This window comes from Micromonospora sp. NPDC023737 (genome assembly GCF_040639715.1).
Lineage (GTDB): Bacteria > Actinomycetota > Actinomycetes > Mycobacteriales > Micromonosporaceae > Micromonospora.
Genome location: NZ_JBFAAL010000012.1, coordinates 53,149 through 78,875, shown reverse-complemented (window position 1 = coordinate 78,875; position 25,727 = coordinate 53,149). Strand labels below are relative to the sequence as shown.

Annotated in this window: 27 protein-coding genes and 1 pseudogene; 14 read left to right on the top strand and 14 right to left on the bottom strand. The window is 68.7% G+C overall.

The window, feature by feature from the left end; translation table 11 throughout:
- Positions 1-277 precede the first annotated feature (277 nt).
- Positions 278-427, bottom strand: coding sequence for a hypothetical protein (locus AB0F98_RS23220; RefSeq protein WP_357738627.1), 150 nt, complete (start codon positions 425-427; stop codon positions 278-280).
- A 216-nt stretch (positions 428-643) separates the two neighbouring features.
- On the opposite strand from AB0F98_RS23220, the gene AB0F98_RS23215 reads away from it, so the two are divergent.
- On the top strand, positions 644-1,144 hold the full coding sequence (locus AB0F98_RS23215) for an SRPBCC family protein (protein ID WP_357738624.1): 501 nt from the start codon (positions 644-646) through the stop codon (positions 1,142-1,144).
- A 54-nt stretch (positions 1,145-1,198) separates the two neighbouring features.
- Here AB0F98_RS23215 and AB0F98_RS23210 read toward each other — a convergent pair whose 3' ends face one another.
- Positions 1,199-2,125, bottom strand: coding sequence for an aminoglycoside phosphotransferase family protein (locus AB0F98_RS23210; RefSeq protein WP_357738620.1), 927 nt, complete (start codon positions 2,123-2,125; stop codon positions 1,199-1,201).
- Positions 2,126-2,204: 79 nt separating this feature from the next.
- On the bottom strand, positions 2,205-2,828 hold the full coding sequence (locus AB0F98_RS23205; protein WP_357738617.1) for a helix-turn-helix domain-containing protein: 624 nt from the start codon (positions 2,826-2,828) through the stop codon (positions 2,205-2,207).
- Positions 2,829-2,913: 85 nt separating this feature from the next.
- Between AB0F98_RS23205 and AB0F98_RS23200 the strand changes: the two genes are divergently transcribed.
- The 3 genes from AB0F98_RS23200 (at position 2,914) to AB0F98_RS23190 (ending at position 8,580) form a co-directional block, all read left to right on the top strand.
- Positions 2,914-3,591: an alpha/beta hydrolase gene (locus tag AB0F98_RS23200; protein WP_357738614.1), complete on the top strand. Its 678-nt coding sequence runs from the start codon at positions 2,914-2,916 to the stop codon at positions 3,589-3,591.
- A gap of 444 nt (positions 3,592-4,035) precedes the next feature.
- Positions 4,036-5,385, top strand: a complete 1,350-nt coding sequence (locus tag AB0F98_RS23195) for an MFS transporter (protein WP_357738611.1) — start codon at positions 4,036-4,038, stop codon at positions 5,383-5,385.
- Between the two features lie 60 nt (positions 5,386-5,445).
- Entirely contained in the window at positions 5,446-8,580 is a 3,135-nt protein-coding gene (locus AB0F98_RS23190; protein ID WP_357738608.1) for a BTAD domain-containing putative transcriptional regulator, read from the top strand.
- Between the two features lie 3 nt (positions 8,581-8,583).
- On the opposite strand, the gene AB0F98_RS23185 is transcribed toward AB0F98_RS23190, so the two are convergent.
- From AB0F98_RS23185 to AB0F98_RS23175, 3 genes are read right to left on the bottom strand one after another with little or no spacing between them, the layout of a single operon-like run.
- Complete coding sequence (locus AB0F98_RS23185) at positions 8,584-9,420, bottom strand: DUF4097 family beta strand repeat-containing protein (RefSeq protein ID WP_357738605.1); 837 nt, start codon at positions 9,418-9,420, stop codon at positions 8,584-8,586.
- A gap of 55 nt (positions 9,421-9,475) precedes the next feature.
- Positions 9,476-10,216, bottom strand: coding sequence for an ABC transporter permease (locus tag AB0F98_RS23180; RefSeq protein ID WP_357738602.1), 741 nt, complete (start codon positions 10,214-10,216; stop codon positions 9,476-9,478).
- A complete protein-coding gene (locus AB0F98_RS23175) occupies positions 10,216-11,157 on the bottom strand; it encodes an ATP-binding cassette domain-containing protein (RefSeq protein WP_357738599.1) in 942 nt (313 codons plus the stop codon). Before AB0F98_RS23175 ends, AB0F98_RS23180 begins: the two co-directional genes overlap by 1 nt.
- A gap of 160 nt (positions 11,158-11,317) precedes the next feature.
- Between AB0F98_RS23175 and AB0F98_RS23170 the strand changes: the two genes are divergently transcribed.
- Together AB0F98_RS23170 and AB0F98_RS23165 are read left to right on the top strand one after the other, a co-directional pair.
- Positions 11,318-12,040, top strand: a complete 723-nt coding sequence (locus AB0F98_RS23170) for a methyltransferase domain-containing protein (RefSeq protein ID WP_357738596.1) — start codon at positions 11,318-11,320, stop codon at positions 12,038-12,040.
- A 150-nt stretch (positions 12,041-12,190) separates the two neighbouring features.
- Positions 12,191-12,553 (top strand): hypothetical protein, encoded by a 363-nt coding sequence (locus tag AB0F98_RS23165; protein WP_357738593.1) that lies wholly within the window; start codon positions 12,191-12,193, stop codon positions 12,551-12,553.
- Between the two features lie 72 nt (positions 12,554-12,625).
- On the opposite strand, the gene AB0F98_RS23160 is transcribed toward AB0F98_RS23165, so the two are convergent.
- The 3 genes from AB0F98_RS23160 to AB0F98_RS23150 form a co-directional block, all read right to left on the bottom strand.
- Positions 12,626-14,044: an aldehyde dehydrogenase family protein gene (locus tag AB0F98_RS23160; RefSeq protein WP_357738591.1), complete on the bottom strand. Its 1,419-nt coding sequence runs from the start codon at positions 14,042-14,044 to the stop codon at positions 12,626-12,628.
- Between the two features lie 119 nt (positions 14,045-14,163).
- The gene (locus AB0F98_RS23155) at positions 14,164-14,613 is read right to left on the bottom strand and encodes a nitroreductase family deazaflavin-dependent oxidoreductase (protein ID WP_357738589.1); all 450 of its coding nucleotides are present in this window, start codon (positions 14,611-14,613) and stop codon (positions 14,164-14,166) included.
- A 263-nt stretch (positions 14,614-14,876) separates the two neighbouring features.
- On the bottom strand, positions 14,877-15,782 hold the full coding sequence (locus AB0F98_RS23150; protein ID WP_357738586.1) for an AraC family transcriptional regulator: 906 nt from the start codon (positions 15,780-15,782) through the stop codon (positions 14,877-14,879).
- A 35-nt stretch (positions 15,783-15,817) separates the two neighbouring features.
- Between AB0F98_RS23150 and AB0F98_RS23145 the strand changes: the two genes are divergently transcribed.
- From AB0F98_RS23145 to AB0F98_RS23130, 4 genes are all read left to right on the top strand, one after another.
- On the top strand, positions 15,818-16,180 hold the full coding sequence (locus tag AB0F98_RS23145) for a hypothetical protein (protein ID WP_357738583.1): 363 nt from the start codon (positions 15,818-15,820) through the stop codon (positions 16,178-16,180).
- Positions 16,181-16,341: 161 nt separating this feature from the next.
- Positions 16,342-16,974, top strand: a complete 633-nt coding sequence (locus tag AB0F98_RS23140) for a flavin reductase family protein (RefSeq protein ID WP_357738987.1) — start codon at positions 16,342-16,344, stop codon at positions 16,972-16,974.
- A gap of 504 nt (positions 16,975-17,478) precedes the next feature.
- Entirely contained in the window at positions 17,479-17,997 is a 519-nt protein-coding gene (locus AB0F98_RS23135; protein ID WP_357738580.1) for a SigE family RNA polymerase sigma factor, read from the top strand.
- A complete protein-coding gene (locus tag AB0F98_RS23130; protein ID WP_357738577.1) occupies positions 17,994-19,205 on the top strand; it encodes a hypothetical protein in 1,212 nt (403 codons plus the stop codon). Before AB0F98_RS23135 ends, AB0F98_RS23130 begins: the two co-directional genes overlap by 4 nt.
- Positions 19,206-19,337: 132 nt before the next feature.
- Here AB0F98_RS23130 and AB0F98_RS23125 read toward each other — a convergent pair whose 3' ends face one another.
- Positions 19,338-19,592: a DUF6817 domain-containing protein gene (locus AB0F98_RS23125; RefSeq protein WP_357738574.1), complete on the bottom strand. Its 255-nt coding sequence runs from the start codon at positions 19,590-19,592 to the stop codon at positions 19,338-19,340.
- Positions 19,593-20,006: 414 nt separating this feature from the next.
- Between AB0F98_RS23125 and AB0F98_RS23120 the strand changes: the two genes are divergently transcribed.
- Positions 20,007-20,738, top strand: a complete 732-nt coding sequence (locus tag AB0F98_RS23120; RefSeq protein WP_357738571.1) for a methyltransferase domain-containing protein — start codon at positions 20,007-20,009, stop codon at positions 20,736-20,738.
- Positions 20,739-20,877: 139 nt separating this feature from the next.
- Here the strand turns inward: AB0F98_RS23120 and AB0F98_RS23115 are convergent, their stop codons facing one another.
- Together AB0F98_RS23115 and AB0F98_RS23110 are read right to left on the bottom strand one after the other, a co-directional pair.
- Positions 20,878-21,357: a hypothetical protein gene (locus AB0F98_RS23115; protein WP_357738568.1), complete on the bottom strand. Its 480-nt coding sequence runs from the start codon at positions 21,355-21,357 to the stop codon at positions 20,878-20,880.
- A gap of 585 nt (positions 21,358-21,942) precedes the next feature.
- Positions 21,943-22,497, bottom strand: coding sequence for a hypothetical protein (locus AB0F98_RS23110; RefSeq protein WP_357738565.1), 555 nt, complete (start codon positions 22,495-22,497; stop codon positions 21,943-21,945).
- Between the two features lie 121 nt (positions 22,498-22,618).
- Between AB0F98_RS23110 and AB0F98_RS23105 the strand changes: the two genes are divergently transcribed.
- The 3 genes from AB0F98_RS23105 (at position 22,619) to AB0F98_RS23095 (ending at position 24,551) form a co-directional block, all read left to right on the top strand.
- Entirely contained in the window at positions 22,619-23,068 is a 450-nt protein-coding gene (locus AB0F98_RS23105) for a hypothetical protein (protein WP_357738562.1), read from the top strand.
- Positions 23,069-23,114: 46 nt separating this feature from the next.
- Positions 23,115-23,447 carry a tyrosine-type recombinase/integrase gene (locus tag AB0F98_RS23100; protein WP_357738559.1) on the top strand — a complete coding sequence of 111 codons (333 nt, stop codon included), beginning with the start codon at positions 23,115-23,117 and terminating at the stop codon, positions 23,445-23,447.
- A gap of 264 nt (positions 23,448-23,711) precedes the next feature.
- A complete protein-coding gene (locus tag AB0F98_RS23095; protein WP_357738557.1) occupies positions 23,712-24,551 on the top strand; it encodes a hypothetical protein in 840 nt (279 codons plus the stop codon).
- On the opposite strand, the gene AB0F98_RS23090 is transcribed toward AB0F98_RS23095, so the two are convergent.
- Both AB0F98_RS23090 and AB0F98_RS23085 read right to left on the bottom strand, forming a co-directional pair.
- Positions 24,517-24,996, bottom strand: a complete 480-nt coding sequence (locus AB0F98_RS23090; protein WP_357738554.1) for a DUF488 domain-containing protein — start codon at positions 24,994-24,996, stop codon at positions 24,517-24,519. The genes AB0F98_RS23095 and AB0F98_RS23090 overlap by 35 nt on opposite strands.
- Positions 24,997-25,475: 479 nt before the next feature.
- A pseudogene (locus AB0F98_RS23085) lies at positions 25,476-25,727 on the bottom strand (site-specific integrase); the annotation flags it as partial.

Genomic DNA, 25,727 nt, shown 5'->3' with positions numbered 1-25,727 from the left:
TGACTCGCCGGACGTACGGCGGCGAGGGTGGGGACGTCGATGTCGGACGGCGGTCCCGGGCGCCCGGGACGGGTGTCCACCGGACGCGATCTCGCCGATGCGTACGGGCCGGCGCTGCGCTACGCCGGAACCGCCGCGGCGGCGGGGCCGAACCCGGTGATCACGGCGCCGGCGGGACGCTGCTGTCGCCACCGGACCGGAGGAATCGGATGTGGCCCGCCATCCATACGCCTCTCACCTGCTACAACAGTGCGACGCGAACACCCCCGGTGTCCTGTCAGCTATCGGACAGCGCCTCTCGGAACGCCGAAAGTCCCTCGGGGCTGGTCTCGTAGCGGTGGCCGTTCAGATCGGCGGCATTCATCGCCGCCAGGTCGTCGAGCGTCACGACAGCGGGCATGTGTGTGCCGACAGCCTCCGCGCTCATGGTCGCCATTCTCGGCGGCCTCATCGCGGCATCCGTCGAAGCAACTGCCCGGTGGCGTAGGCGCTCCGTGTCATGGTTTAGCGGGCAGGCACGCGGGCAAGCGCTGCGGGCCGGGCGGCCCGCCGTACCTGACAAGTCAACGTCGGCGACCAGGTAGCGGGCCGATGCACGCCGCACCCTGGTAGGCGGAGCCGAGCGAATCTGTCGGAGGCAGCCATGAGCAGTCCGTCTCGTCCCGGGGTGCACGCGGTCGAGGCGAGCGTGGTCATCGAGCGCTCAGTCGCGGACGTCTACGAGTTCTACCGCGACTTCGAGAACCTGCCCCGGTTCCTGGGCGACGTCACGGCGATCGAACGGGTCGACCCCGCGACATTCCGGTGGACGATTGTGGGCCCGCTCGGTATCCAGCTGAAATCTGCGATCCGGCTGACCGAGGATCGTACGGGCGAGCTGATCCGCTACGAGACGACGGGACCGCCCGGCCTGCGAGCTCGCTGGACGGTGCGGTTCGCCGAGGTCGGTGCGGGCCGCACAGAGGTCCGCGAGTTGCTGGAGATGCCGTTGGGCAGGCTCGGTCATGCCGCCCTCGTCCTGATCGGCAAGCCTCCTGCCGCCGAGGTGGCAGCCAACCTGCACCGGCTGAAACAGCTCCTGGAGACGGGCGAGGTGACGGACACCGACCACGCGGTCAGGGGCAAGTTCGGCACGGCTGCGTAACGTCCGCCTGCGGCGGGGCTCCCCTGCCGGCCCGAGCGGCGCCGATGCCGCCGGTCACCCCCGCGTGGCCAGCCACTCCTCCAGTTCGCTGACGTACTGCGGCGCGTATCCGGGCGTCCAGCGCAGGAAGTAGACGCTCATCGACAGCGCGTGCACGGCGTGACCGAGCCGTACCCTCGCCGCCCAGTCGTCCGGCAGCGGGCACACCTGGTCGTACGCGTCGAGGAACGCCGTGCGCCCCTGCGGGAACGCGTCGAGCATGTGCTCGTCGAGCTTGCCGAAGTCGAGGAAACGGTCCGCGTACAGCCCGTGCTCGAAGTCGAGCAGGCAGGCGATCCGCCCGCCGCGCAGGAGGATGTTCTGGCGCCACAGGTCGCCGTGCGTCAGCGCCGGTACGCCGTCCGAGGGCACGGTGTCGATGGCGTGGTGCATGGCCGCGGAGAGGCCGTCGCGTCCGGCGGAGGTGATGTCCTCGGGCGCCTCCGCGAGCCGACTGTCGACAAGGGCGTGCAGGAAGGACCGGACGTCGGCGTGCTTCTCCGCGCCGAGCACGTCCCCGAACCAGGGGCCGGAGCAGGAGTGCAGGCGGCCCACCAGTTCACCCAGTTCCTTGGCGAACGTGAGGCGCTCGACGGGGTTCATCGTCTGCCACGCCTCGTCGGCAGGCGTGCCGTCCTGGTACTCCTGCACGAGCAGCGGCGCGGCGAGGTCGCTGCTCCTGGGCACGTAGGCGCGGAACCGCACCACGGGTAAACCGCCCTCGGCGGCCCGCCGGGTGGTGGCGATCAACCGCCGTAGGTGCTCGGGGTCCGAGTTCCGGACCGGCGTCTTGACCAGTAACGGGCCCTCGTCCGTGTCGGCGACCCACTGCCGGCTGGTGTGGCCGGCGTCGAGCCGCCGGATGTGCGCGATCCCGACACCAGGACACGCCTCGACCAACGCGGCGCGTACGTCGTCGTACCCGATCGTCTGTTCCGTCATCGTTCCCGGCTCCTGAGGGGTGGTCACGGGTCGTCCGCCGCCGGTCACGATTGAGCAGGCTGCGGCGCGGGAACGCGGCTCAGTCCTGGGCCGGCCGGCGGAACGCGCCGTACCACTCGAGCAGGGCGATCTCCCGGGCCACGATCTCGTCCTGCTCCACGGGGCCGGTCAGGACGTGGTTGGCCAGCACCTGGAATCCGCCCCAGGTGAACACCCGGGCCGCGGTGGCCGGCTCCAGGTCGAGCGCGGTGTGGCCGGCGTCCTGCTCGCTGCGCAGCCACGCCTCGGCCAGGTCGGTGAAGCGCTGCAACTGGTTGTTCCAGAACTCACGCACCACCGCGTCGTACCCGGACACCTCCAGCACCGCGGCCAGCAGGTGCCGCCGTTCCCGGTAGTAACGCATGTCCCGCACCATGGCCGCGACCAGCCCATCCCGACCGGCCGCGGGCGGGGCCGATCCGATCAGGTTGAAGGCGCCGTCCGCGAGCGTGTCGATGAGCCTCAGCAGCAGCTCGGTCTTGTCCCGGAAGTGCAGGTAGAAGGTCGAGCGGACGACGCCGGCCTCGGCCGCGATGCGCTGCACACCCAGCTCGGTGAAGCTCGCGCCGCCGGCCAGCAACCGCTCGGTCGCCTCCAGGATCTTGGCATCGGCGGCGGCGCGGCGGTTTGGCCCGGGCGAGGTTCGGCGGGTGACAGAGGCCATATCGCGATTTTAGATGCGCGCCCTACGCTGGCTACAAGACAAGATGTCTCGACGACCTGTCCGACACCTCCGGGAGAGAAGCACCATGACCGCTCAGCGGCCCACATTCGTCCTCGTTCCGGGTGCCTGGCACCTTCCGTCCACCTTTGATCTGCTGCGCGGAGAGCTGGACGCCCTCGGTTACGCCAGCCGTGCGGTGAAGCTGCCCACCACCGGCCCCAACCCACGCGGCGGCCTGCAGGACGACGCCGCCGCGATCCGTGCGGCCATCGAGGCCATCGACGGCCCGGTCGTCGTGGTCGCCCACTCCTACGGCGGCATCCCGGCCACCGAGGGCGTCGGCGGCCTGCCCAACGTCCGGCACCTCGTCTACCTGGCCGCCTACGTTCCCGACGTCAACGAGTCGATGTTCACCCTGCACGGGATGCCCGACCCCGACTCGTCGGAGGGCCTGTTCCCGATCGGCTCGGACCCGCGGGCCCAGCTCTACGCGGACGTCCCCAAGGCGGTGGCCGACCTGGCCATCAGCCAGCTCGTCGACCAGCGCCTCCAGCCGTGGGCCGACCGCGCGACCCGAGCCGCGTGGCACACCGTCCCGTCGACCTACGTGCTCAGCGAGAACGACGCGTCGCTCCCCGTCGAACTCCAGGAGCGGATGGCCCCCCGCGCGAACTCCATCCACCGGATCCCGACCAGCCACTCCCCCCACCTGTCCCGCCCCGCCGAACTGGCCGCGCTCCTCGACGAGATCGCCAAGAACTGACCGAACCGTCATCGATCGTCGGGTTCGCCCTGAACAGGGGCAGGCCCAACTCCGGGGCTACCCGCTGCGCGGGTCAGTCCCCCGCCACACCGTCCGTGGTGAGGGCCGTCTCCTCGTCAGGCGAGGAGACGGCCGGCGGCGCCACGAGCCGTGACCACACGCCGGTGCTTCAGCCCGCACCGACCGGTCGCCGGCTGCAGGCTTCGGCTCCCCGGCCGGCCCGAGACGGTCAGCAGCCTGTCCGGGTCTGTCGCGGGCTCGTCGGTCGAACAGCCTGGGTACTCCGGGGCTCTTCAGCCCCACCTCCGATGTAGGTCTAGCGTTCGCTGGATGCGGATCGAGGTGGACGACGGGCCAGAAGCCAAGAGAGATGGCTCGCGCAGAGCTCAAACCTCCTCCCTAGCGCGCGCCCGAGGGCTGCTGGCGGTAAGGCCCTTCCGCAGATTGTGGATCGTCACCGGCTATTGCAGTACCGCGGATTGGCTGGCTCTGTTCGGGCTCGCCGCGCTGGGCAACACCCTCGCTTCCAGCGCGGCAGGGGTCAACTTCACGTTCAGCGGCATCCTGTTCGTCAATCTGCTGCCGGGCCTGCTGTTCGCGCCGATCGCCGGCTTGATCTCGGACCGCTTTGACCGACGTACCGTGATGGTCGTCGCCGACCTGGCCCGCTGCGCGTTGCTGCTGTCGATCGCGGTTGCCAACAGCTACTGGTGGATCCTCGCCGGCAACTTCTTCGTGCAGATGGCCACGACCATGTGGATCCCGGCGAAGGACGCCGCGCTACCCCGCCTGTTCCGTCGACCGGATCAGGTCGCCTCGGCGGTGCAGCTGGGCCTGGTCATGACGTACGGGATCACCGTGTTGGCGGCCGGCAGCCTGTTCACCCTGATCACCGGGGCTGGGACCCTCTTCGGTGTGTCCGCCGAGGTGATCGGCGTGAACGGTCTGTCCCGGATCACGATCGTGGTCGCTGCGCTGCTCTATCTGGCCAGCGCGAGTTCGCTCACCGCCCTCCTGCCCGAGCTCTCCAGGCCGTTCGCCGGGGGCACGCCGGCGGGCCGCCCGGAGCCGGCCTCGTCACCCGCCGTCGACCGCGGTCCCGGTATCGCGGGAATGCTCCGTGAAAGCGTCAGCTACCTACGGAACGTCCCGCTCGTGCGCGGTCTGCTGATCGGCATGATGGGCGCCTTCGCCGCCGGTGGCGCGGTCGTGGGCTCGGCACAGCCCTACGCGCTGAGCCTGCTCGGCGGCCAGGCCGCCTTCGGGCTGCTTCTCCTGGCCGCCTTCCTGGGTCTGGTCATCGGCATCGTCGGCACCCCGAAGCTGGCGTACCGGGTGACGCAGGAGCGGTTGTTCGGCATCGCCGTCGTCGCCGCCGGCGGCGTACTCGTCCCGGTGGCGCTCTCCCCGCACCTGGCCGTCTCGTTGGTGGCGGTGCTGATGGTCGGAGCCTGCGCCGGCACCGCATTCCTGACCGGTACGACCATCATCGGTTCCCGCGTCGAAGACTCGATGCGCGGCCGGATCAACGCTCTCTACCAGTCGATGCTGAAGGTCGTCCTGGGCTGTTCCGTGGCCCTGTCACCATTGCTGGTGACACTGATCGGCCGGCGCCCCGTGCACTTGTGGGGCAACAACTTCCTCATCGACGGCACGCGCCCGGTGATTCTCGGCGGCGGTCTGCTGGCCGTCGGGATGGGCGCGCTCGCCTATCGCCAGATGCGCGACCATGCCCGACCGCCCGAGCACGAGACTCCCGACCCGGCCACCGTTGACGGCGGACGCAAGCCGTAGCGGCTCCCACCCCGCCGAGCGGGAGCAGGCAACGGCACGCCACCGTGGGAGGATCAGCCGGTGCAGGTCGGGATGCTTGGATCATTCGAGGTTCACACGAACGACGGCACCAGGACCGACGTGCCGGGCGCCCGGTTGCGCGCACTGCTGATCGCCCTCGCCCTCGAACCGGGCCGCACGGTCCCGAAGTCGATGCTCGTCGACTGGATCTGGGGTAAGAACCCACCCGCCGACGCGGCGAACGCCCTGCAACGCCTGGCCTCCCGGCTGCGGAAGGCCCTGCCGGGCGGTGTGATCGAGGGGCATCCGGGCGGCTACCGGTTGCTGGTGGAGCCGGACGCTGTCGACGCCCTTCGGTTCGAGCGCCTCCTGGGCCGCGCTCGCCACGAGGAGGGGCAGGAGCGAGTCCGGCTGTTGCGCGAAGCCCTCGGCCTGTGGCGCGGTGCCGCCCTCCAGGATGTCGGGTTGGAGGACAGCGAAGCGTTCGACGCGGCGGTGACGCGGCTCGAGGGGCTGCGCCTGACCGCGATGGAAGATCACTTCGCAGCGGAGGTCAGCCTCGGCCACGGCGCGGAGCTGGTCGCGGAACTGACCGACGCGGTGGCCGCGCATCCACTGCGGGAGCCGCTGGTCGCTGCGCTGATGCGGGCCTTGGTGGCGGCCGGCCGTGACGCCGAGGCCCTGCTCACCTACGAACGCACGAGAGAGGGGCTCTCCGACACGCTGGGCGTCGACCCCTCGCCCGAGTTGTCCGCCCTGCACGTCGCGATCCTGCGGGGCGAACTGGGACGGCGGGAAGAGCACCGGAAGACCAACGTGCGTGCCGAGCTGACAAGCTTCGTCGGCCGGGACGCCGATGTCGCCGCCGTCCGCGAACTCGTCGCCGAGCACCGGCTGACCACCCTGATCGGGCCTGGCGGTTCGGGCAAGACCAGGCTGGCCACGGAGACCGCACGCACCCTGATCGGTGACCTGCCGGACGGGGTCTGGTTGGTGGAACTCGCCGCCATCGGCGCCGACGGCGACATCGCGCAGGCCACGCTCACCGGGCTCGGGCTCCGGGACGCCCTGCTCGGTGCGGGTCCGAGCGCCGACCTGGCGGACGGGCTCATCGCCGCGATCCGCGAGCGGGAGGCGCTGCTGATCCTGGACAACTGTGAGCATGTGATCGAAGCGGCGGCAAGGTTCGCCGACCGGGTGCTCGGGGAATGCCGCCGGCTGCGGATCCTGGCGACGAGCAGGGAACCGCTCGGCATCACCGGTGAGGCGCTGTGGCTGGTCGAGCCACTGGCCGTGCCAACCGACGCCGGCCTCGCCGAGATCGCATCCTCGCCCGCCGTCCGCCTGCTGGGCGACCGGGCGGGCGCCGTACGCCGGGACCTCGGCGACGACGAGCACACGTTGTCGACGATGGTGCGTGTCTGCCGGGCGCTGGACGGGATGCCGCTGGCCATCGAGCTGGCCGCCGCCCGGTTGCGCACCATGACCATCGAGCAACTCGCCAACCGGCTCGACGACCGGTTCCGGCTGCTGACCAGCGGCAGCCGTACCGCTCTACCTCGACACAAGACGCTGCGCGCGGTGGTCGACTGGAGTTGGGAGTTACTCACCGACGCCGAGCGGGCGGTCCTGCGCCGGCTGTCGGTGTTCTCCGGCGGGGCGAGCCTGGAGGCCGCCGAACGGGTCTGCGCCGGCGACATCGTCGAGCAGGATCAGGTGCTGGAGCTGGTCACCTCCCTGGCCGAGAAGTCGCTGCTGGTGACCGAGGGCGACGGCGCCCCGCGCTACCGGATGCTCGGCACGATCAAGGAGTACGCCACCGATCGGCTCGCCGAGGCAGGTGAACCGGACCCGGCTCGTCAGGCGCATCTCGCCTACTTCACCGAGCTCGCCGAGACCGCGGAGCCGCATCTGCGCCGCGCCGAACAACTGGTCTGGCTCGCCACGCTCGCAGCCGAACACGACAACATCAGTGCCGCACTGCGGGGGGCGATCGCGGCGGGCCACGCGCAGGCGGCGATGCGGCTCGCGGCGGCCACCGGTTGGTACTGGTGGCTCGGCGGACGCCGGGCCGAAGGCCTCGAGCTGATGATCGCGGCCACCGGCATCCCCGGTGAGGTGACCGACGACGTCCGCGCCATGACGTACGGGCTGGTGGTGCTCTTCGTGACCTCCGGGCGTGGAGACGAACACCAGGGCGCCGAATGGATCCACAAGGCGTACCGGTTCAGTCAGCAGAGCCGGCACCGCAACCCGCTGCTGGGGCTGGTCACCCCGCTGGAACGCATGCTGCAGGCGCCGGAGACCGCAGTGTCCGCGTTCGAGTCGTTGCTGGACAACGAAGACCCCTGGGTACGCGCCCTGGCCCGTTGGCAGGCAGGCAAGATGCGGATCATGCTCGGCCGGGGTGGTCGGGAGGCGGAGGCCAATCTGGAGCTGGCGCTCGCCGAGTTCCGGACGCTCGGTGAACGGTTCGGCATCTCCTTGGCCCTGTCCGAGCTGGCGGTCCAACTCGCGCTGCGCGGTGAGTTCGCCGGTGCGTGTGGGTACTGCGAACAGGCGATCACGGTCGTCACCGAGGTCGGCGCCGTCGAGGATGTCATCCGGCTACGGACGCAGCAGGCCCTGCTGCACTGGCGGGACGGCGATCGGGACTCCAGCGCGGCCGCCATCGCCGAGGCCGAGCGGCACGCCGAAGGGGTCACCTGGCCGCATGCGCTGGTCGAACTGGCGCTCACCAAGGCGGAACTCGCACGGTGGGGCGGTGACACCGCGGAGGCACGCCATCAACTCGGCATCGCGACCGCCGTCCTGGGTGACGACGCGGAGCAGGCGCAGATCCGCGCGAGCATCCACGACCTGCTCGGCTACCTGGCCGACGACCTCCGCGAGGCTCGTTCACACCGCGTGGCGGCCTGGCAGGCGGCGTCCGAGGCGGGACACCCGTTCCTGACCGGCCAGATACTCGTCGGCGTCGCGGACCTGGCACTGCGGCACGACCAGTACGAGCAGGCGGCGCGACTACTGGCAGCCAGCGTCGCCGTGCGCGGTCTGCCGGATCGCGCTCACCCGGATGCGGGCCGGATCGAACAGGAGGTGCGGCGTCACCTCGGCGAGGCACGGTTCGCCGAGGTGACGCGGGAAGGTACGCGGGCGAGCGCGGCCCCGCTGGTCGAGGTCGCGCTCGCCCTGTGACGGTCAACGTGCCGCGCGCCGGACGACGACGTCGCCGTGCCTCGTGCGGGCGTGAACCGAGACCTCGGTGTCCGCAGGGTCGGAGTTCCCCTCGGCCGAGACCGAGTCGCGCACCGCCCCTCGCTCACTGTTGACGTCGATGTGGGCGGCGGCGCCCTCGGCGATGCCGACCTCGATGCTCCCCGAGCCGTTCGTCAGCTTCGCCGCACCGTTGGTCATCCGGCCGATCCGGATGGCGCCGCTGGCCGTTCCGGCGGCCACGCTCGCGTCGGCACGATCGACGTCGAAGTCGCAGCTGGCACTACTGAGGTCAAGGTCGGCGTGGGCGTGGCCGATCCAGGCCCGCCCGCCCGAGTTGGAGAGCCGCATCGTGCCCTCGACCTCGCCGATCCGCAGCGTGAACGCCCCGCCGTCGACGTCGGTCCGCCCGGCGACGTGGCCGATCTCGACCTCACCGGAGGCGATGTTCGCCTGCAGCGCCTCGACGTGGTCCAGGCGGGCCCGGCCCGATGCCATGTGCAGGTCGCACGCGCCCAGGAAGCCGTCGGCGTGGACGTCCGAGTGCGCCAGGTAGGCGGCCAGGCCCGAACCGGTGGGCAGGTCGATCGTGATGGCGACCGAACCGGCCCGGTCCCCGGAGACCGTCGTCTTGACCGACAGCTTTCCATCCGAGAGGTCGACGGTGGTCCGCTCGGCGACCTTGATGTCCTTCTTGCTGGCCTGGTCGATCGGTTCGACCAGCACCACGGTGTCGGTCCGGTCGCTCGCGACGACCCGTACCTGGGCACCGGCGACCTCCACGATGGCGGCGATGGGCCCTGGCGTGGCGAAGGTAGGCATGGCGGCTTCTCCTCTTGCTCGTACGTGGGTTGTCAGTGGGGATGTCCGCGCCGGTTCAGGCGCGCTTCTTGAAGGTGGAGAGCGACCACACGTATCCGACCAGGGCGATCCCGACGCACCAGATGACGGCGACGATCGCGCTGTCGGCGGAGGGTTCGCCGGCGAGCAGCCCGCGCACCGTCTCGATGATCGGCGTGAAGGGCTGGTACTCGGCGAACTGCCGCACACCGGGTCCCATCGTCTCGGCCGGGACGATCGCGCTGCTCAGGAAGGGCAGCATGACCAGCGGCACGGAGACCATCCCCGCCGACTCGGGGGTCTTGGCAGACAGTCCCAGGGCGACGGTGAGCCAGGTGGTCGCGAAGGAGATCAGCACGACGAAACCGATCGCGCCGAGCCACTCGAGGGGGCTGGCCGCCGGCCGGAATCCCATCGTCACGGCCACACCGACGAGGGCGGCGATGGCGATCACCGTGCGCAGCATGCTCTCGGCGACATGCGCGCTCAGTACGGCGCTGCGCGGGATGTCCATCACCTTGAAGCGGTTGATGATCCCCTTCGTCATGTCGGAGTTCACGGCCAGCGCGGTGGCGCTCAACCCGTAGCAGATCGTCAACACGATCATGCCCGGGGTCGCGTAGTCGACGTAGTTGCCGGCGATGTCGAAGGCACCGCCGATGACGTAGACGAACATCAGCAGGAGGACGATCGGGAACAGGACCGCGTTGAAGACCGCGACCGGATTGCGGAGCGTGTGCTTGAAGTTGCGACCCAGCATGGTCGTCGCGTAGCTCATTATGCGTTCACCTTCGTGTTGGTACGGCCGGTCAGGGCGAGGAAGACGTCGTCGAGGTCCGGCGTGTGCACCGAGAACTCCTCGACCTCGATGGAGAGTTCGTCGAGTCGGGCGAGCAGGGCGCGCAGCGAATTGGCTCCGCCGTCGCTGGGCACCCGCAGGATCAGGTCCTCGTCGTCGCGGGTGGAGTCGGGCAGGATCCGCGCCGCGGCGTCGAGTTCGAGGTCGCCCGCGAACCGGAGCCGGACGTGGCCGCCGGGGATCTGGCGCTTGAGCTCGGCGGGAGTGCCCTGGGCGACCAGCCTGCCCTGATCGAGCACCGCGATCCGGTCCGCGAGCCGGTCGGCTTCCTCCAGGTACTGGGTGGTGAGGAAGATGGTGACGCCCTCGGCCACCAGCTGGCGGATGATGTCCCACATCGTCCGGCGGCTGCGCGGATCGAGGCCCGTGGTCGGCTCGTCGAGGAAGATGATCCGGGGCCTGCCGACCAGGGTCATCGCCAGATCGAGCTTCCGGCGCATACCCCCGGAGTAGGTCGACGCCATCTTCTGCGCCGACTCCGTCAGGTCGAACCGTTCCAGCAGGTCGGTGACGACCCGCCTACCCTCGCCCGAGCCCAACCGCTTGAGATCCGCCATCAACTGGAGGTTCTCCTGGCCCGTCAGCAGTTCGTCCACCGCCGCGAACTGGCCGGTGACCCCGATCGCCGCGCGTACGGCCCGGGTCTCGGTCGCCACGTCATGGCCGGCGACGCGTACCGTGCCGCCGTCGGCCTTCGTCAACGTGGTCAGCACGTTGACCGTCGTCGTCTTGCCCGCTCCGTTCGGGCCGAGCAGGGAGAAGATCGTGCCCGCCGCGACGTCGAGATCGATGCCGTCGAGAACGACCTTGTCCTTGTACGCCTTCCGCAGCCCGGAGGCGGTGATCGCTGAACTCGTCATGCGACCACCATCGACGCCCGGCCCGCCACGCCCCTGACACGCTCCTGACACGACCGCTGACACGGTGGCCGGCTGCGCGTCGTCAGCCTGCTGGGCGTGGCCGTCCCGTGGAAATCGCAGCCGGCCGGCGAGGGCGCCGTCCGGCGGGTAGCCTCGGTCGATGTTCTCGCCCCACGGCCCGTCACTGCGTGAACTGTGCGCCCAGGCGCTCTCCTCGGTCGAGCGCGGCTACGACCTGCTGGCGCCGAAGTTCGACCACACGCCCTTCCGCACGCCGGAGAGCATCCTCGGCGCCACCGTCGAAGCGCTGTCCGAACTCGGGCCGTTCGACAGGGGCCTGGACGTCTGCTGCGGTACCGGCGCGGGACTGCTCGTCCTCAAGCCCCTGTGCCGGGGGCAGATCACGGGGGTCGACTTCAGCACCGGAATGCTCGCGCAGGCACGGCACACACACCCGGACGCCACCTGGGTACGCGCCGACGCCCGGGCCCTCCCGTTCGCCGGGGACTTCGACCTCGTGGTCACCTTCGGAGCGCTCGGGCACTTCCTGCCCGCCGAACGCCCCGCGCTCTTCGACGGGATGTACCGCGCGCTACGGCCCGGCGGGCTACTCGCCTTCCCGATCGGCGCACCGCCGTCCCCGCTCTCTTTCTCGCACTGGGCCGTGCTCGGGTTCGACCTGGCCATGCGCGTCCGGAATGCCGTCTGGCGCCCGCCGTTCGTCATGTACTACCGCACCAGCCCGCTGGTCGCGGTTCGCGACGACCTCACCGCGGCCGGCTTCACCGTGCGAGCCGTCCCGATGACCGCCCTGGGGCGACGCCGGGACGGCAGCCCTCGATGCCAGCTCGTCCTCGCACACAAGCCGGCGAACCCACACTGATGCCCGCTCGCCGTGCAGGCGGCTTGACGGGTTACGCACGGGACGCGAGCCGCTCGCAGTCGCGGTACCGGCGGTCGTCGCGGCACCGTCCAGCGCGTCAGCACATCCTCAACTGGTTCGCCAGGCTGGGAAGGTCACTACGCTCGTCGCGTGGTTCATCCATCAGCTGACAACCCCGTCGTGGCCGTACGCGTCGAGCGCGTGGGTGACCAGTACAGCGTTCACCTGCGCCGGTCCGACGGCAAGCTGTCGGTGACGCACGGGGCGCAGGTCACCGGCGGCCTCCGCTACCCGGGTGACGTGCTGGTGCACCTGCTCGCCAACGGCGTGCCGATGGAGCAGGCGGCGCATTGTGTCGAGGAGCTGGAACCGGGTTTCGACGCGTCGGCGGAGCTGAACAGGCGGTCCGAGACCGACATGGCGGCCTGGCGGATGGCCGACCACCTACGGCGGGAGCAGCTCAAGGCGCAGTTTCGACGGGACCGCGGCAGCAATCCGGCGATCCACGACTGACCGCGGCCGGACCCCGTGCTGGACGCGCCACGAATTACGTACGCGTACCAGTCACGGGGTCCGGCCGTGCCGTCACAGCATCACGGACCGGGGCTCCAGGAAGTCTTCAAGACCGAAACTGCCGTATTCGCGGCCGAGGCCCGACTGCTTGAACCCTCCGAACGGGGACACCGGTTCGTAACCACCGTTGACCGACACCCGGCCCGCCTCCAGGCGGGACGCGATGCGGTGTGCCCTTGCCGGGTCGCCGGAGAACACGTAGGCGTGCAGGCCGTAGGTGGTGTCGTTGGCGATCTCGACGGCGTGGTCCTCGTCGCGGTAGGTGATGACCGACAGGACCGGTCCGAAGATCTCCTCGCGTGCGATCGTCATGTCGTTGGTGACGTCGGCGAAGACCGTCGGTCGCACGTAGTAGCCGTCGGGCAGTTCGTCGGGGCGGTCGGGTCCGCCCACGACGATCCGCGCGCCTTCCTCGATACCGCGGCGGATGTACGACTGGACACGTTCCCACTGCCGCTGGCTGACCATCGGGCCGACGGCGGTGGCCGGGTCGCGCGGGTCGCCGACCCGGTAGTCGGTCGCCACCTTCTTCGTGATGAGCGCGAGGACGTCGTCGAGTTGGTCCTCCTGGACGAGGATGCGGGTGCCGGCGGTGCACGCCTGCCCGCTGTTGACGAATCCGACCCCGAGCACGCCGGTCACGGCCTCCTCGAGGTTGGCGTCGTCGAGGACGATCGACGGCGACTTGCCGCCGAGTTCGAGGGTCAGGCTCTTCAGCGTGTCGGACGCCTCACGCATGATGGTCTTGCCGACTTCGGTGGAGCCGGTGAAGGAGATCTTGGCGATGTCGGGGTGCCGGTTGATGGTGGTTCCGACGACGTCGCCACGGCCGGTGACGATGTTGAACACGCCCTTGGGCAGTCCGGCCGCGTGTAGCGCCTCGGTCATGACCCGGGTCTGGGTCGCGCTCATCTCGCTCGGCTTGATGACGGCGGTGCAGCCGGCGGCCAATGCGGTCGCGAGCTTGTCGGCGATGAAGAAGGCGTCGGAGTTCCATGGGCTGATCAGGCCGGCGACGCCGATCGGCGCCATCTCCACAACGGCGTTGCCGACCTGCCGGGTGAACTCGAATTCCTCCAGCGTCTTGATCATGTTGGCGAACGCGCCGAGGATTCCCTCGACCAGGAACGAGTTGCGCACGGGCCCGCCGTACTCCACCACCACGGCTTCCCGGATGTCCTCCAGTCGCGCGGCGACCGCGTCGTGCAGGCGGCGTAGCGCGTCGATCCGCTCTTCTCGCGAGGTCGCGGACCACGCGGGCAGCGCCCGCTTCGCGGCTGCGATGGCCGCCTCGGCGTCCACCTCGTCGGCGAGCTGAACCTGTCCGATCACCTGCCCGGTGGCGGGATTGTGCAGGTCGAAGAGTTCCGTGCCGTGCGGGGTTACGAATTCACCGTCGATGTAGATCTTGTTGATCACGTTGTTCGGCATGGTAATTGTTTTTCTCCACGGTTGTTCGCCGCCGGATCCAGCTTATCGGCGGGTGGTGTTTACATTGCGGCCGGCAGTGCGCGATACGTCGAGACTTCCGGCCCGATAAAAAACCTGGCCTATTCGGGCTGCGCCGAAGATGCCGCGCGCAACTGCTCGTCGTCGAACACGACCTCGACCAGCGGGCTGTGCGCGAACCACACGTCGAAGCTCTGGCGCTGGCCGACCCGCGCCGCGATGTCGGGGCGGTTCTGCAGGTCGAGCACTGCGGTGATCACGCGCCGCCGGGTCTGCTCGTCGACCGGCACCGCGGTGGCGGGCAGGTCGGCCGTGACACCGTGCTTCAGATGAACCATGAATCGCGGGTTGGCTCGCAGGTTCGCGTACCAGCTGCGGGGAACGGGCATGCCGGTCAGGTACCAGCGGCCGTCGACGCGGTGCAACCAGATCTCGTTGCGGCGGGGTATACCGCTGCGTCGGCCCAATGTCGTGATCTCGATCGTGCGCTCGGCCCGGGAAGAGTCCGGCCCGATACTGAGGGCGCGGACAACGGCGTCGTCCACGGTCATGGTCGACTCACCCGCACTTCGCGAAGAGGCAGGTGACCATTCCTGGTTCCCGGCCACCCCAGCTTGCGGTGCTTCACGTTCTCCCCCTTTGAACGGTCGGCGAGCCTGGTCGGTGATCGACCGTCGCCACTCGCCTCTTTCTTGTGGTGGTGGTTCCGGAATCCGTGGTGCGTTCCGGTATCTCCAATACAAGCAATGCCGCGACAACGGAGCTAGCGCGATCGTCTTTCGTCCCTGCACAATCCTCTTCGTCGCAGTGACTGTCAGGGCAGTGCGGCAGGGGCGGGCGCCGCGCCGCCACGCATGCGGGCCGCGTCGACGCTGGGCGGAGCGCCGAACTGGCGCCGGTACTCCCGGCTGAACTGGGACGGATTGTCGTATCCGACCCGGTGACCGACGCCGGTGACGTCATGCGGACGGCTGGCCAGCAGCAACCTCGCCGCCTGCAGCCGAAGCTTCTTCTGGAACTGGATAGGGGCCATCCCCGTTACCGCCTGGAAGTTCCGGTGGAAGGCAGGCACGCTCATCCCCGAGAGCCGTGCCACTTCCTCCACCCGGAACGGCCGGTTGTAGTTCTCCCGGATCCACTGCACGGCACGTCTGACATGCGCCAGGCTGCTGTCGGCCAGCCCGATCTGACGGACGATGTCACCCTGTTCCCCGGTCATCAACCGCCAGAGGATCTCCCGCTTCGCCAGCGGGACCAGCACTCTCCTGTCCGCTGGGCGGTCGAGCAGACGCAGTAGCCGCACGATCGCGTCGAGCAGTTCGTCCGGGGCCTCGGTGACCGCGATTCCCGGTCGTACGGCGCCAGCAGCCCTCGGTAGATCGCCCGGACCGGCCTGCAACAGCAGTTCCGCGATGGCGGCGGGATCCAGAGTCATCCCGAAGGCGAGCGCGGGATGACCCGGAACGGCATCGACGAATTGTCCTGTCACCGGAAGGTCGACCGAAGCGACGAGATACTGACCGGGGCCGTACTCGTAGACATGGTCTCCCACTGCCAGACGCTTGGTGCCCTGAGCGACGACCGCCAGCACCGTACCGGACATCGAGGATCCGGGCAGAACGGTATGGTCGGCTCTACAGATCCGGACACCATCGATGGCAGTGGTCAAGTCCGGACGCGCATGCCGTTTCAGCAGTTCAACGAGTTCGTCTGCGGGCATGTCACCAGTGCAGCACGGACCCCGCGCCGGCTGCCGTGCGGCGAAAGGATCGTGCAAGCATCGGAGAGTTACGTGCAACGTGGGGCGCACGGACCACCGCAGATTCAGACGGCCACGCGCGCTACGGGACAGTCGAGCTGGCCGCACGCCTGACGGGTCCCTTCGCCACCGCAGGCGACGTCAAGGCCGCGACAGAAGCCGCCCCGAGCGCGCCAGGGCTGGTCACCTTCACGGCCGCACCGGTTCGACCATCCAGTACGCCCGACGAACGCCCCGTCAGCACCATCGTGATCGGTCCCGAGGCCGAACCGGGCTACTACAACCTCGTCACATCCGTGGGCGGCGACGACCACACGGTGAGCAGCGGCAGCATCGTCCGCGTAGTGCCGAAGCCCTGAGTGCAGGGCCTCCGACGCGTGGTCGTCCAACAGCGAAAACACCTTTCGACATCGCTCATCGCCCGCCCACTGGCCGTGGGCCTTTTGCGGGCTGGATGCGAACCCGTCTCGCGGACTGTTCGCCGCGCACCGAATCGTCCCGCCCATACGGTCCCGGCATGATGCGGACGAACGATCACCTGACCATCCATCCCAAGATCCTCTACTTCGGCACGCCCGTAGTGCTGTTGAGCACCGAGAACGAGGATGGGACGAGCAACCTCGCGCCCATGTCGTCGGCCTGGGCGCTCGGCCAGGTCGTGGTGCTCGGCCTCGGGTCGGAGGGGCAGACCGCCCGGAACCTGCGCGAACGACCCGACCTTGTGATCAACCTGCCGAGCGCGGAGCAGTGGCCGGCGGTGGAGCGGCTCGCCCCGCTCACGGGCCGCGACCCGGTTCCGGACCACAAGCGGAGCGCGTTCCAGTACGAGCCGGCGAAGTTCGCCGCCGCCGGGCTGCGTCCGGAGCCGGCCGAGCTGGTACGACCGCAGCGGGTCGCGGAGTGCCCGCTCCAACTGGAGGCGCGGGCCGTACGGATCAACCCCGACCTGAACGGCGACTTCCTGATCGTCGAGGCGCACGTGCTTCGCGTACACGCAGATCCCACCATCGTCGTGCCCGGCACGGACCACGTCGCCCCCGCCGCGTGGCGCCCGCTGATCTACAACTTCCGGCACTACTTCAGCCTCGGCACTGAACTCGGGCACACCTTCCGGTCGGAGACGCCGGCGGCCGGAATGGCAGCCGAACGGTAGTGCCCCGGACGTGGCCGGAGCGCCTCGCTGGACGAGCATCAACGGCGGTCAGCGTTGGACGGCCCCGCCCGGCCTGTGAATCCAGGATGGGTTGTCAGCGGGTCGTACACCTGGTCAGCCGTCCGTCGTTGTCGGCGATCGTCGGCAGTAGCGGGCGGGTTTGGCTGTACGGATCGCTGTACGGCAGGGTCACCGCTGACCATCTGATCCGTAGCCTCGGCGAGGTGGTCCGATCCGTCCGGTTGACGGCCTGCGCCCATGTCTCATGCCGGTTGGCGTCCTGCCCGGTCCTGTCGAGTCCGAGCCTTTTGCTGTCACTCACTGCTGCCAGGATGTCCGCCGGACGGGTGGTCAACACGTACACGATCGCGTCGTGTCTGTCATCGTCCGGCAGCTTGGCGGCTCGGTCGGCCGCTTCCCGGCCCAGATGCAACCTCTCACTAACCCTGCTCCGACAAGAAGACGACCAAGGACAACTTCACATGGATGAAAGAAGGGAGCAGGATGCGGCCGGACCTCGAACGGGAGTACGTCGAGTACGTGACGGCGCGGATGCCCCGCCTGCATCGCACGGCGTACCTACTCTGCGCCGACGCGCACCAGGCGGACGACATCGTCCAAGCGACGCTCACGGCGCTCTATGTGAACTGGAAGCGAGCCGCCGCTGCCGAAAACCTCGACGGGTACGTGCATCGGATCATGGTGCGGCGCCACCTCGACGAGCGGCGGCGCGCGTGGTCGAAGGTGCTGCTCGGGGATCGCGTTCCGGAACCGTCCGCATCCGCAGAGCACGGTGTCGAGGAGCGAGACGCCCTGGTGACGGCATTGCGGTCGCTGCCCAAGGGCCAGCGGACAGTCGTGGTGTTGCGCTTCTTCGCTGACCTGTCGGTCGAGGCGACCGCAGAGGCGATGGGGTGCTCGACGGGCAACGTCAAGAGTCAGTGCTCCCGAGGTCTTGCCAGCCTGCGCGAAGCGCTTGGCGCAGGGCGTCTGGTCGCCACCGCGGAAGGAGCGAGGGGTTGATCATCAACGAGGAACAGGAGCTGCGGGACCGGCTGCGAGCGGTCGCCGTGCCACCCAGTCGCATCGAGATGGACGCGCTGGTCCGCGCCGGGCGTCGGCGCGCCTTTCGCCGCCGATCAGCACAGGCGTCCGGGGGCGTGGCGCTGGTCGCAGCCGTGCTGCTGGCGGCTCCGTCGATCCTGACACGAGCGGAGGCGCAGACGGCCGTCGAGGCGGGTGCGGCCCCGGCCAGCGCTTCGGCGCGAGCAACCGCACCCGCTCGCCAGGCCGTTCAGTGCCGGATGACGGAACTGCCCGTGCCGTCCGGGATGAAGAGGGTCGAGGTCGTCGGCGTCGATCCGACCGGCAGATACTTCGTGGGGAACAACGTCGTCGGGCAGAACTACCGGCCGATCCTGTGGACCGACGGGCAACCGCAGGCACTGTCGGTGCCGGGCACGTCGGTCCAGGTGACCGCCGTCAACGCCAGCGGCGTCGTGGTCGGCCTGGTGTGGAACACCAAGGAGGAGTACGTCTTCCGCTACCACAATGGCGCGTACACGAGGCTGCGCACCCCGCCGGGGCACTGGAAGCCCTACCCGGAACCGGCGATCAACGCTGCTGGCGACATCATCGTCAACGTCGAACCGCGCGGCAAGATCGAAGGCGAGGACAGTATCGTCCTGCTCTGGAAGGCCGGCTCGACGACCCCGGTCACGCTGCCGCTTCCGGCCGGCGCCAACGCCTACGACATCACCGACGACGGCACGATCGTCGGCGCGATGTACAAGGACGGCCACGCCAACACGGCGTACGCCTGGGACCAGCAGGGCAACGGCCGGAAGCTGGAGGTGCCGACCGGCCAGACCGCAGCCGCATACGCGGCACAGGGCGACTGGGCGACGGGCGGCCTGTGGCCGTCCAAATCCGCCGGCGGTGGCCGCGGCCCAGCAGGTCCACCTGGTCCTGCCAGCGCGCTGTGGAACCTCCAGACCGGCGAGGTGATCAATCTTGGGACGCAGGGACCGGGCGAGGCGGTAAACGCCTCCGCCTGGGTCGTCGCCAGTGGCTCCGTGCTGCGTGACGGTGCCACTGTCGACCTTGCTGTGCCCAACGGGCAGACCAGCAGCGCGGTCGCCGTGTCCGACAGCGGGCTGGTCGTCGGGCAGGCGCTGACCAGTGGCCGCGACGACGATCAGAACCTCGGGCCGCGCATGTGGCGTTGTTGACACGACGACCGTGAGGAAGGTGCGACCGGGGCGGGCGACCGTCACCGGCCGCACCGCCTGACGGAATCGAACCGTCGACCTACGCATCACGAGATCTGATTGACTACCGCGCCGACCTGGGCACACGGCGGTCTAGCAGCGGAAATGACTCTCGACATCTCGCGCCACTCCCCACCGTCCGTCGACCTCTTGCGGACTAGATGCGGACCGCTCGCCCCGGGCTCGGGTACGCGTGGCGGGGGCGGTGAAGCGGTCGAAGACCTCGCCGGTCGTCGCCAGGTCCCGCCAGTTGCGCCTGCGGTCACAGGCGCCGTACAAGTAGACGAGGGCCTCGGCGTCGTCCCCGATGAGATCTCGCACCTGCTTCCGGTCGGTCCAGTCGAGCATCGCGAGGTCGAAGCCCCCCCGGTCCCGTAGACAGCGTGGGCGAGGCCGGCGATCTGCGTTTCCACGTCCGACCCGAGTGTGGCAAGGCGCTCCTGCACACGGCACAGGTGCGCGTAGAGCGTGCCGCCCGGATGCTCGATCGCCTCAGCGCCAACATCTACGTAGCCAGGCGCGTATCAGCGCCGACACTCATGGGTTCGACCCTAAGCACGGACGCGTCGGCGGGCTGTTCCTCCTCTTGCCCGATTCGTCAAAGGACCCCACTGCCGCGGCGGTTAGACCTCATGGCAAGGTCCATCGCCGCCGCAGTCACCAGCACGGCGACTGCGCCGAAAGCACGCCAACAAGACTCACAGATGTGAATCAATGCACCACCCCTTCCACTCCGGAAATCGAGACGGTTGAGTCAGGGGTATGGCTCGAATCGCGTACGACAGCGTTAGCGCGGCGGCGTACGAGGCGACCCGCCACCTCACCGACGACGGACTCGCGGCTTGGCGGGAGGCGATCACCCGGCACCTCGGTCCCCGCCCCGGGATGCGGCTTCTCGACTTGGGCTCCGGCACCGGCAGTTGGGCGCAGGCCTTCACCAACTGGTACAAGGGCGTCGATGTCGTCGCGGTCGACCCGTCCGAGGCGATGCGCGCCCGCTCGATGTACCAGCCCGTGGCTTCCGGCGACGCCGCGCACATCCCGCTCGACGACGACAGCGTCGACGGCGTCTGGATTTCCACCGTCATCCACCACGTGCCCGACCTTGCCGCCGCGGCCCACGAAGTGCGCCGGGTCCTGCGCCCCGGCGCTCCGCTGCTGATCCGCTCCGCGTTCGCCGGCCGGCACCAGGCGATCACCCTCTTCCGATACTTCCCGGAAGCCGTCCGCGTGCTCGACACCTACCCCAGCGTGGCCGACGTTGAGAGCGCCTTCGCCGCCGCCGGCTTCACCACCGTCGCCTGCGAACAGGTTCCGCAGACCACCGCTGCGTCCCTGCACGAGGCCGCCACGACGCTACGCCGCGAGGCGCACACCCCCCTGCATCTGATCAGCGACGATGACTACGCCGCGGGCCTTGCCCGACTTCGCCGAGCGGCGAGGATCGACACTGAACCAGTCATCGACGCCCTGGACCTGCTCGTGCTGCGCTGATCGCCCCCGACGTCACTGAAGCACGCTGTGCCGCCCTGAGCCAGGTCGCCATGGGCTACTTAGCCATTCGTCACTCACGCCGGCGCAAGCGCAAATTGACCGCCGGATAGTTGTGGATCATCTGGCCGGGCACCGTGCCTCAGAGGCAGATCCAGCAGTAGATGCTTTCGCCACTCGTGCATGCTCTGCGGGCCAACCCAACGAACTCCCGCAGACGCGACAGCATGACCTCCGGCTGCGTGTCGCTGTAGTGGGACAGCTCCTCGATGTGTGACCACCGCTCGGCCAGACCCGGCAAGCGGTCATCGGGGATTTCGGCAAGAGCGTCCCGGGCGCGCTCACTCAGTACGACGACCCAGGGTCCTTCGTACTCAGGGTCCTCACCAGCGCCGTCCGGCCAGATAAGTCGTTCCCCGATCAGGTCGGTGGCCCATGGCACGTCGAGAGCGAACGAGACGACCTTGCCGAGGACTACGGGCGGATCAATGCCATTGCCGTCCACGGCATCCGCGACGGGGGAATCTCCCTCTCGCACCGCAGGGCCGCCATCGGTAGCAGCCATCAGCTTTGCGACAGCCTCGTCGTCAGAAGCGCGGAAGTAGTCGTAAAGAACACCCACAGAAGCCTCCCGCTCCCCCGCTACGCCGCGACCTGTAGGCGACCGAGAGAACATACAGCCCCGTCGCCAACGGAGGTGGATCTCCTCGTCTGGCAGTCGTAGACCGTCCAGCCTCCCCCGATGGGCACAAGGCGGAGCCGCCCTACCGGACGAGCGACCTCGGCCGCGATCGGGGAAGCTGGTAGCCCTTGCGGTGCCCGGCGACGTGATCCGCGACTGACCGTCTGTTCGAGCAAGACCTGGACCAGGTGGCGGAGCGCCTCGACCGGGCGGCGGATCGTGTAGCGGACTCGGTGCGGAACGACGGCGTTGGTCCGGACCTCGACGTGGTGCGTCCGGGTCGGTCGGCTGCGTTGTTGATCAGGGGAAACAGGTGGTGGGGCGGGCGGGACTCGAACCCGCGACCGAGGGAATATGAGATCAAGTTGCCGGCCCCGTTGACCTGGACGCATGGGGGTCCAGCAGCGGAAATGGCTCCCGGCATCTCACACCACTCCCCCGCCGTCCGTCGACCTCTTGCGGACCAGACGCGGACCGCTCGCCTGTCGCGGCGGCACCAAGCGGCGCATCCCTTAGCTCGCCCTGTCAGTCGTAGTCGCGCTCGCATGACGCGTATAGAGAGAGGACCGCTAGACGGCCAGACGCCACGAGGGCACGCTCGTCGGCGGGCAACTCCGTGAGGTTCCATTCGTCACGGGGTTCGCGGTCACGCTGGTACCGATAAACCACTACCCGACACGGACCGCTCGCCTCGCTGGCTCCTTCACCCTCCAGGAGCCGATCCCAGACTGCAAAGGATCCATCGGTGGGCTGAAGGGCGAGCGCAGGGCCTGAAAAGACCTGACCCAGTTCGATGTCGCTCGGGCCGACATAGATGTACTCCAGATTGCAGTTGCAGTTACCCTGGCCGCCCTCACCCACTCGGCGGTACGCGGGGTCCACCTGCACCTGGCTCAGATACTCACGAGCGTGCTTTGGGCCGTCTGGCAGCAGTAGTACAAGCGCCCCAAGGCAGCCGAGCAGCCCTAGCATCAACGAGCCGGCCGAAGCGCATGCAATGGCGATCCAGGCCCGTTTGCCTCGGCTCATGGCTCGCCCCTTCTCGCTGGCCACGGGGGACACTACTGGAATGTTGGCCATCGAAGCTGTCCTCGTCGGGCAGTCGTAGAGCGGCGATCGCCTCATGAGTTCCGGTCGCTCGCCCCGGCCGACGATGGAGGCGAAGTACCTGGCGCGGTCGCGGCGTCCGAGGTAGGCGCTGATGGCTGCGGCGGAGCTGTTGCTGACGATGGCGAGGGCTCGTCCGGTGGCGACGCACACCCTGACAACGTCGAAGAAGCCGATCGTCGTCTCCGCGGTGGTTGCGGCTTCGACCTCGGCTGCCTCAAGGGCTGCGCTGATGGTGGCGACCAGCTGGGGCGCGAAGGCGGTGGTCGCGCGGAGCAGTTCCAGCGGTCGTCCTGGCCGCGCAGTTCGTTGGGCAAGTCGAAGTCACGGCCTTGCCACTGGCTGGTGCCAGCTCGCCGGACTGCGGCCGTGGGGCGAGCTGGCAGCGCTTCGCGTGCGGCGGGTGGACCTGGTGAAGCGGCGGCTGCTGGTGGCGGAGTCGGTGACGGAGGTCAACGGTCGGGCGGTGTTCGGTACGCCGAAGACACACCAGCGCCGGTCTGTGCCGCTTCCCCGGTTCCTGGTCGAGCCGATGGCCGCGTAGATCGCCGGCCGTTCCGCTGGCTGGTATCACCTCCCCGACCGGCGAGGTGTTGCGCAACAACAACTTCCGCCGCCGGGTCTTCGATCGGGCTGCGGAGTCCGTCGGTCTCGCTGGCCTGACACCGCACGAGCTACGGCACACGGCGGCCAGTCTGCCGGAGGCCGAGGGCGCCAACGTGAAGGCGGTGCAGCGGATGCTCGGGCACGCCTCGGCGGCCATGACGCTGGACGTGTACGCGGACCTCTTCCAAGACGACCTGGACCAGGTGGCCGATCGCCTCGACCGGGCGGCGGGTCGTGCTGCTGCGGACTCAGTGCGGACTGAGGGTGTCGGTCCGGATCTTGACGCGGTTCGCTCGGGTCGTCGACGGCATGGCTGACCAGCGTGTTTACCTGGTGGGGCGGGCGGGACTCGAACCCGCGACCGAGGGATTATGAGTGGCCTTCGTGGCGGAGACTGCGCCCACTAGCTGCAACTACAGCCACAGTCGAGGCGACTCCCCAGCACTGCAACCACTTGAACCACCCTCGCTTCGCACCACAAGCGGCACCACGCGCTCTATGCCGATCAGTCGATCCCATGAGAACCTGAATCGTTCGCGTGATCGCACGACTACCTACGGCTATCTCCGCTGGAGGCGCGCATGGCCCAGATGTCGCTCTTCGGTCCCAGTGAGGCCGGACCTGACCCGAAGCCGGCCGACGACCGCACTGTGCGGCTACAGCTCCTGATCACTGTGAAGGCTGCACCGAACCCCTCAGAGAAGTACGGAGAGACCGTCTGCGTAGCGGGGCTGCGGACGGACGTGCTGCGGCCGACGTGGGTTCGCCTCTACCCGATCAACTTCCGGCATCTCGACAGTGACGAGGCGTTCAGGAAGTACGACATCGTCTCCGTTGACGCCAAACCGGCACGGCAAGACCAGCGGCGCGAAAGTTGGAAGCCAATCATGGAGCGGATTCAGAAGGAGCGGCATCTCGACGGCTGGAGGTCGCGGCAGCCGTTGCTTGACCCGGCTATCGAGGATTCGATGTGCCGCCTCAACCGCGACGCTCAGGAGCGCGCTGACGCGCAATCGCTGGCACTCGTGCGTCCCAAGGAGGTTCGTGCTCTCAAGGTCACGCCGCACCCTGGCTGGACCGCTGACGAGCAGCGCAAGATCGAGGCTTACGCGAGTCAGCCCGACCTCTTCAGCGGCCGGAGCAGATCCCCGCTACAGGCGCCCCGCTACAGGGCGGCGTACCACTACCGCTGCCACGAACGCGGGTGCAACGGACACAAGCAGCACGTCATCGACTGGGAGTTGGTAGCGCTACAACGCCGGCTCGCCGGCCACTCGGATGCCGCACTGAAGGAAGCCCTGGAGGCCAAGTTCCTGGGAGAGATGTGCTCGCCGAACCGTGATGTCGCCTTCTACGTTGGCAACCAAGCCAAGCGCGTTCACGTTTTCAGCGTGCTGGGCGTGTACTGGCCGAAGCGATAGGCATCCGGTCTTCGAGCGCGCGCATCACGACCTGGCGGTGGCACCGACTCTCATCCGCCTCGAAACAGAGCAGCGCCACCAGCTCACGTTGCGCTGTCTCGGCGAGCGCGTCGAGCGCCGCCAGGGACTCAGCGTGGCGCAACCGAGAGGCGTACACCGCCCGCGCAGATCGCAACTCCTCGGAGTTGCCGCCGAAGCCGGGGCGGTTCTCCTTCGGATTACCAAGCTCCCGACGGTGCTCGTAGACGATGCCTTGCGTGGCGAGCGCCTGACTGAGGGCTGACTTGCTGAAGCCACGCTTGCGAGAGATCGGCGTCATCCGGACATCGACTAAGCGCGTGACGCCCATGTCCGCCAGGCCGGTCACGAACTCATCGATGGAGCGACCCTCGTAGCCGACACCCAGGATACCGGCCCGGTGACTCACAGCTAAGGTGACGCTCATCAGAACACCCTTTCATGACCCGTCCGCCAAGACCATCGGGACGGCCAAGAAATGTGCCGCCCTGCACAGCTTCGAACGGAAGCAACCGAAGAAGGGCAACGGGTTGACTCACGGCCTCTCAGCGGGCCGGCCGCGCGGGTCGGTCGCGGTGGTCGGTGCTCGTTGCGGGAGAGGCTGAACCATCTCCGCATCTCCGCATCTCCGCAAACATGGCCGCGAGCTGGGCAAATGCTTGCGGAGATGCGGAGTACTGGCTAAGGGAGATCTCCGCAAGAGCCGTTCATCTCCGCAAGATCGTGCGGAGATGCGGAGATCGATGTTTCCTGATGGTCTGATCTCTGCAGCCTGTCTCTCCTGGTGGTGGTGGGTTGCTGCGGAGTTGCGGAGTTGCGGACGAAGTGCTGGACGTGGAGGCGTCGACGCGGCAGGGGTACGTCAAGAAGCTGAACAAGCACGTACGGCCGTTGCTCGGCAAGCTGCCGGTCGAGCAGCTGATCGACGGTGGCACGGGTACGGGGATTGCGCCGGTCGTCTACCTGAGCGAGGAACCGGGTACGCGACTTCTCAGCTTCCTTCCGCGCCGTCGGGCCGGCCGGGATGGTCTCGGTGAGGTAGTGCCGCTTCTTCGTGATCGGGTCAATGCCCGCGTAGACCTTCACCCTGAGTGAGCCGCTCGGCGACTCTTCGATCTCGCCTCGTTGACGCTTCACGCGCCCGGATGCGGTCGCCAT

Bases quoted from the DNA above. Each gene is read 5' to 3' on its own strand.
- AB0F98_RS23220 (WP_357738627.1), bottom strand. From the start codon at position 427: ATGAGCGCGGAGGCTGTCGGCACACACATGCCCGCTGTCGTGACGCTC.
- AB0F98_RS23215 (WP_357738624.1), top strand. From the start codon at position 644: ATGAGCAGTCCGTCTCGTCCCGGGGTGCACGCGGTCGAGGCGAGCGTG.
- AB0F98_RS23210 (WP_357738620.1), bottom strand. From the start codon at position 2,125: ATGACGGAACAGACGATCGGGTACGACGACGTACGCGCCGCGTTGGTC.
- AB0F98_RS23205 (WP_357738617.1), bottom strand. From the start codon at position 2,828: ATGGCCTCTGTCACCCGCCGAACCTCGCCCGGGCCAAACCGCCGCGCC.
- AB0F98_RS23200 (WP_357738614.1), top strand. From the start codon at position 2,914: ATGACCGCTCAGCGGCCCACATTCGTCCTCGTTCCGGGTGCCTGGCAC.
- AB0F98_RS23185 (WP_357738605.1), bottom strand. From the start codon at position 9,420: ATGCCTACCTTCGCCACGCCAGGGCCCATCGCCGCCATCGTGGAGGTC.
- AB0F98_RS23180 (WP_357738602.1), bottom strand. From the start codon at position 10,216: ATGAGCTACGCGACGACCATGCTGGGTCGCAACTTCAAGCACACGCTC.
- AB0F98_RS23175 (WP_357738599.1), bottom strand. From the start codon at position 11,157: ATGACGAGTTCAGCGATCACCGCCTCCGGGCTGCGGAAGGCGTACAAG.
- AB0F98_RS23170 (WP_357738596.1), top strand. From the start codon at position 11,318: ATGTTCTCGCCCCACGGCCCGTCACTGCGTGAACTGTGCGCCCAGGCG.
- AB0F98_RS23160 (WP_357738591.1), bottom strand. From the start codon at position 14,044: ATGCCGAACAACGTGATCAACAAGATCTACATCGACGGTGAATTCGTA.
- AB0F98_RS23155 (WP_357738589.1), bottom strand. From the start codon at position 14,613: ATGACCGTGGACGACGCCGTTGTCCGCGCCCTCAGTATCGGGCCGGAC.
- AB0F98_RS23150 (WP_357738586.1), bottom strand. From the start codon at position 15,782: ATGCCCGCAGACGAACTCGTTGAACTGCTGAAACGGCATGCGCGTCCG.
- AB0F98_RS23140 (WP_357738987.1), top strand. From the start codon at position 16,342: ATGCGGACGAACGATCACCTGACCATCCATCCCAAGATCCTCTACTTC.
- AB0F98_RS23135 (WP_357738580.1), top strand. From the start codon at position 17,479: ATGCGGCCGGACCTCGAACGGGAGTACGTCGAGTACGTGACGGCGCGG.
- AB0F98_RS23125 (WP_357738574.1), bottom strand. From the start codon at position 19,592: ATGCTCGACTGGACCGACCGGAAGCAGGTGCGAGATCTCATCGGGGAC.
- AB0F98_RS23120 (WP_357738571.1), top strand. From the start codon at position 20,007: ATGGCTCGAATCGCGTACGACAGCGTTAGCGCGGCGGCGTACGAGGCG.
- AB0F98_RS23110 (WP_357738565.1), bottom strand. From the start codon at position 22,497: ATGGCCAACATTCCAGTAGTGTCCCCCGTGGCCAGCGAGAAGGGGCGA.
- AB0F98_RS23105 (WP_357738562.1), top strand. From the start codon at position 22,619: ATGGCTGCGGCGGAGCTGTTGCTGACGATGGCGAGGGCTCGTCCGGTG.
- AB0F98_RS23095 (WP_357738557.1), top strand. From the start codon at position 23,712: ATGGCCCAGATGTCGCTCTTCGGTCCCAGTGAGGCCGGACCTGACCCG.
- AB0F98_RS23090 (WP_357738554.1), bottom strand. From the start codon at position 24,996: ATGAGCGTCACCTTAGCTGTGAGTCACCGGGCCGGTATCCTGGGTGTC.